Genomic DNA, 4693 nt, shown 5'->3' on the forward strand with positions numbered 1-4693 from the left:
ATTAGCACCCAAAGAACCATAGATTGCAGCTGAAGCAGCATCTTTTAATACTTCTAAACTTTCAATATCATTTGGGTTTACTGTTGCTAAATTACCTGAAATAGGGAATCCATCAACTACGATTAGCGGGTCAGAATCTCCAGATACCGAAGAAGCGGCTCTAATCTGAATTTTTGGTGCAGAACCTGGTTCTCCACTTTGATTTTGAATTCTTACCCCAGGTAATTTACCTACTAATGCGTCATCTACACGAGCAACTTGAACTGCGGCAACCTCTGCACCACCAATTTTAGCTACTGAACCTGTAAGATGAGATTTTTTAACAGTACCATAACCTACAACAACAACCTCTTCAAGTTGGCTGGCATCTTCGGCAAGAACTACATTTAAAGTCTGTTGACCAGTAATGTCAACTGCTTTTGTAGCATATCCTATTGAAGAAAATTCCAATACGTCTCCAGCAGAAACTGTAATGGTGAAATTACCATCAAAATCTGTAGAGGTACCTGTTGTTGTATTTTGAATAACAACATTTGCACCTGGTACTGGCATACTTGTCTCGTCGGTAACTGTACCGGTCAAAGTATATCCGTCTTGTGCGAATAAGGAGATGTTGAGTAACAACATCATCACTAATGTTAATTTTGTTTTTAAATTCATTTCTAGTCTTGTTATGTTAATTTAAGTTCGACTTTGTCAAGTCTGATTAAAGCATTCTAAAATGAAAAAGCATAACATTTTCATTTTACATCTGTTTTTGTTTCCCTATATTTTTAATTTGAGAAAGTTTGAACAGTAAATAGTACATTTTTAGTTTTAGTCCTTGAGAAGGAATAAAAGATGTTTCCGTAAATGTGTTAATCTGATTTTTGTGTCATTGAGTTTTGTTGAAGTTTAAGTTCGAATTTAATTTGAGTATTGTTGATTAATTTGGTTTTCCAAACTGGTTATCCAATTTGGTTTACCAAATATATGTTATTTATTCGTTAAAAAAAGAGAAATATTCATTTTAACAACTTTTAGATTGGTTTAATTTTTGAATTCCGCTTTTAAGCCTAGTGAATATTGAGGATATGGCATTTCGTTAACAATTGTGATATTTTAAAAAAAAAGATATTTTGAACTATTTAGAGTAATCTTATGTCTTCATATCACTTCTAAATAGCTAGATTTGAACGATTTTCCTCTACATATTCTATCAACTTTTTAGTGGAGTTTGGTAAGTTTATAAAGTAGATTTTTACTGATTTTCAAAATTTTCACATAGCATAATGTATCAATATGAACACTGATTTAGAACAATACGCATATATACCCTTAAAACAATTTTCTAATAGGGTTTGGCGAACTTATGAAGGAGGCGCACTTATAGATAGATGGAAAAAAGATAGTCCAGAAGTTGATGGCAGCATGCCAGAAGAGTGGATCATGTCTACAGTAACAGCTAGAGGTAACGGTAGACCGGAAGATGAGGGTCTGTCTATGGTCGAAACTCCTACGGGTACCTATTCTTTGAAAGAATTGGTAGATTCAAATAAAGAATTGTATTTGGGTAAGTCGTTAGCGGATAAATTTGGAGCTACAGGTGTCTTGATCAAGATGCTAGATTCAAAAGAAAGATTAACGATACAAGTACACCCAGATAAAGATTATGCTAAAACAATGTTGAATTCCGCCTTTGGTAAAACAGAGTCTTGGTATGTATTGAACAAGCGTGAAATAGGTGGAGAGAAAAGTGTCATTTATATGGGCTTTAAAGAAGGAGTTACCAGAGATCAGTGGGAAACTCTTTTTGTAAATCAAGATATTGAGGGTATGCTCAACAGTCTACATAAAATTGAAGTGAACCCTGGTGATGCCTATATGATTTATGGCGGAGTGCCACATGCTATTGGTAGTGGTTGTTTTTTAATGGAAGTACAAGAGCCTACCGATTATACTATGCGTGTAGAAAAAGTTACTCCTGCAGGATTAACAATTTCTGATGAATTAATACACCAAGGGGTAGGCGAGCAAAATATGTTGGACTGCTTTCATTATAATGGTTGTTCTTATGAAGAGGCAATAAACAGATGGAAGGTTTCACCAAAGACAATAGATTCATCTGAAACACATACTTTAAATACCATTTTTAACGGAACACATACAGATTGCTTTGGACTAAGCGAATTAGATTTAGATGGGGCACATACCATCAAAGCGAACGGAAGCTTTTTCGTTGCCGTTATATATTATGGTGATGGCACGGTAATATGTGGAGGTAAAGAATATAGTTATGCACAAGGTGATGAAATATTCTTTTCGGCAGCTATAGATGAGGTGGAGTTTAAATCTACCGAAGCATCGAAAATCTTATTATGCTATCCACCTAGTTAAGGAAGAGATTGAACAACTATTATTCAATTCAGAAGATGATAAAGAAGGGCTTATAATATTCAAATGAATTGTAAGCCTTTTTCTATTGCAATCTAAATGATTGTATCAGATGTAATACTAAATGAAATCAATAAAACCGTTCAGGGCAACATAGAGCATATAGCAATTGAAAATAAATGTGGCTCCCAAAGCTAAGTTTAATTCTAGACCAATTTTATGTTCTTTCATTATATTCTTGTTATTTAAAAGAAGAAGAAGAAAGAGTGTTATCAATGGCATCACAAAAGGACTTAATGCTTGAGAGGCAATTAAAATCCAAACTGGTTTTCCTCCTAATAATGGTACAATTAGACCAGATAAGGCTACCAAGACTACAATTAGTTTATAAAGAGGCTTTTTCATGTCTCTTTCTGTGCCGGTATAATCAGCAACAAGCCATGGAAATAATAAAAGATTAGGGAAAATTGAAGATAGTCCCGCACCAATGATTCCTAAAGTAAAAAGGGTAAGGGCAAAATCCCCTGCCCATGGTCCTAACGCATGCATCATATCTGTAGCGTCATCTACCGGTGCTCCTTTAAAATATAATGTACCTGTAGCGCTTATCATTATGGCAAGGCTAATGAAAAAGGTCATGATCATAGATGACATAGCATCTTTATTTTCGGTCTTTAAGTCTTTTAGTCCCCAGTTTTGCTCTTGAACTAAAATGCTACGAGATGCCAAACATACGCCCGCCATTGTAGTACCTACAATTCCTGCAATTACCAAGCCGTTGTTGCTACCTTTTGGTAATTCTGGAAAGAATTCGGTTATAGATGTGCCTGCTTCTTTGACAACCATAAAACTGGTAACGATAAATGCAAGCGCCATAAAGCCTACCATGATACTCATGGCCTTTATAAAATTTTCGTGTTTACCAGTCCAGAACAGTGCTATTAATAAGGCGATAAAAAATATGGCGACGATTGGTGCATTTAGAAAAGATATGGAGGTCTTTACAGAAATCCATTCCATGGTAACTTCTGCTACTACGCCCATAACACCTATACAAGATGATACTATGGAAACGAGTAATGCAGCAATAATAAAAATTGTAAGCGGCTTGCCAAAAGTTTGTTTAAAATTGAACATTAGGGTATTACCGGAAACAATGGTCAACTTACTTATGGAAACTAATAAGAAGTAGGTGAAGAAACATGATAGTAAAAGTGCCCATGACAGGCTTAGCCCATATTTTGCACCAGATACTACCATAGAGGTAACGCTGCCGGTACCTACAACATAACCTATAATAAAAAATGCTGGACCAAAATCTTTAAGACGTTTTTTATATTTTCCTGAGAAGGATATATTCTTTGTTGTCATAAAAATTGGTCCAGCATTTAAATGTTATAAAACAGTATTGTTGTTCAGCTGCTCTTAGTTACTGTAACGGCTGAAAACAGTTGTAACTTTATTCCTTATCTCCAAAATAGGATGGACCCACACCGCTTAAGAAATCTTCTCTTACGGGGCTAAAAGTGTCAATTAGTTCACCTTCTTCAAGGCAAACTGCACTATGTAATAAATTTGGCTCAATGTAAACACCGTCTCCAGCTTCTACTATCTGTTTTTCGCCGTCAATTACAAATTCGAATTTACCTGATACACAATAAGTAGCCTGTGTATGAAAATGTTGGTGTGGTGCGCCTAAAGCTCCTTTATCAAATTTTACTCTTACCATCATAATTTGGTTGTCATATCCTAAAAATTTTCTTGACACTCCACCGCCAAGTACTTCCCATTCCATGTCTTTTGTGATAACGTACTTTTCGCTAAATCTCTTCATAACTATTGATTTTCTGTTTTTATTTAAAATAATATGAGCCAGACCACTCATAGTTCTTATCGTTAATATTTAATGTATGTGTTTCCTCTTTTGAAGCATTATTGTTTGCAATGATAAATACCTTAGTAATGTCGTTTACAGTAGTAATTGAAATAGCAGTGTAATCTACATTATCCAAAATTACTTTAAGTTCCTTAATATTGCTATTAGAATTAATGGCAGATTCTGTAACGGGGCTATAGCTTCCATGCGACTCTGTAATTGAAACAAATATGGTGTTTTGAGTTTCTTTCCTACGGATTATAAAACCAGGCTCTCTTCTTAAGTTGAACTCAGCATCGTTTGCACCTATTCTTACAAATCTAAGTTCGTCATCTTTTGAAATTGTCGATGTCAAGGTGTAGAATTTACCTTTGTCTAACCAGCTTATTTTTGTGTTTTCTTCCGTTGTACTTCCACAACCTTCAGACCAAAGATGTTGATATC

The 4693-nt window shown here is 34.9% G+C and carries 4 protein-coding genes and 1 pseudogene; 1 reads left to right on the forward strand and 4 read right to left on the reverse strand.

What is annotated here, in order from left to right; translation table 11 throughout:
* The coding region (locus tag ABJI11_RS06805; RefSeq protein ID WP_348350625.1) for a carboxypeptidase-like regulatory domain-containing protein at positions 1 to 660 on the reverse strand (660 nt) is incomplete at its 3' end.
* 621 nt (positions 661 to 1281) lie between these two features.
* Here ABJI11_RS06805 and ABJI11_RS06810 point away from each other — a divergent pair.
* Positions 1282 to 2376: a type I phosphomannose isomerase catalytic subunit gene (locus ABJI11_RS06810; RefSeq protein ID WP_348350627.1), complete on the forward strand. Its 1095-nt coding sequence runs from the start codon at positions 1282 to 1284 to the stop codon at positions 2374 to 2376.
* Between the two features lie 117 nt (positions 2377 to 2493).
* On the opposite strand, the gene ABJI11_RS06815 is transcribed toward ABJI11_RS06810, so the two are convergent.
* The 3 genes and pseudogenes from ABJI11_RS06815 to ABJI11_RS06825 all read right to left on the reverse strand — a co-directional run.
* Positions 2494 to 3744, reverse strand: coding sequence for an Nramp family divalent metal transporter (locus tag ABJI11_RS06815; protein WP_348350629.1), 1251 nt, complete (start codon positions 3742 to 3744; stop codon positions 2494 to 2496).
* An 88-nt stretch (positions 3745 to 3832) separates the two neighbouring features.
* A complete protein-coding gene (locus ABJI11_RS06820; protein WP_036156630.1) occupies positions 3833 to 4207 on the reverse strand; it encodes a cupin domain-containing protein in 375 nt (124 codons plus the stop codon).
* Positions 4208 to 4226: 19 nt separating this feature from the next.
* A pseudogene (locus ABJI11_RS06825) lies at positions 4227 to 4693 on the reverse strand (heparinase); the annotation flags it as partial.

The sequence above is a fragment of the Maribacter sp. genome (genome assembly GCF_039968975.1).
In the GTDB taxonomy this organism is placed as follows: domain Bacteria; phylum Bacteroidota; class Bacteroidia; order Flavobacteriales; family Flavobacteriaceae; genus Maribacter.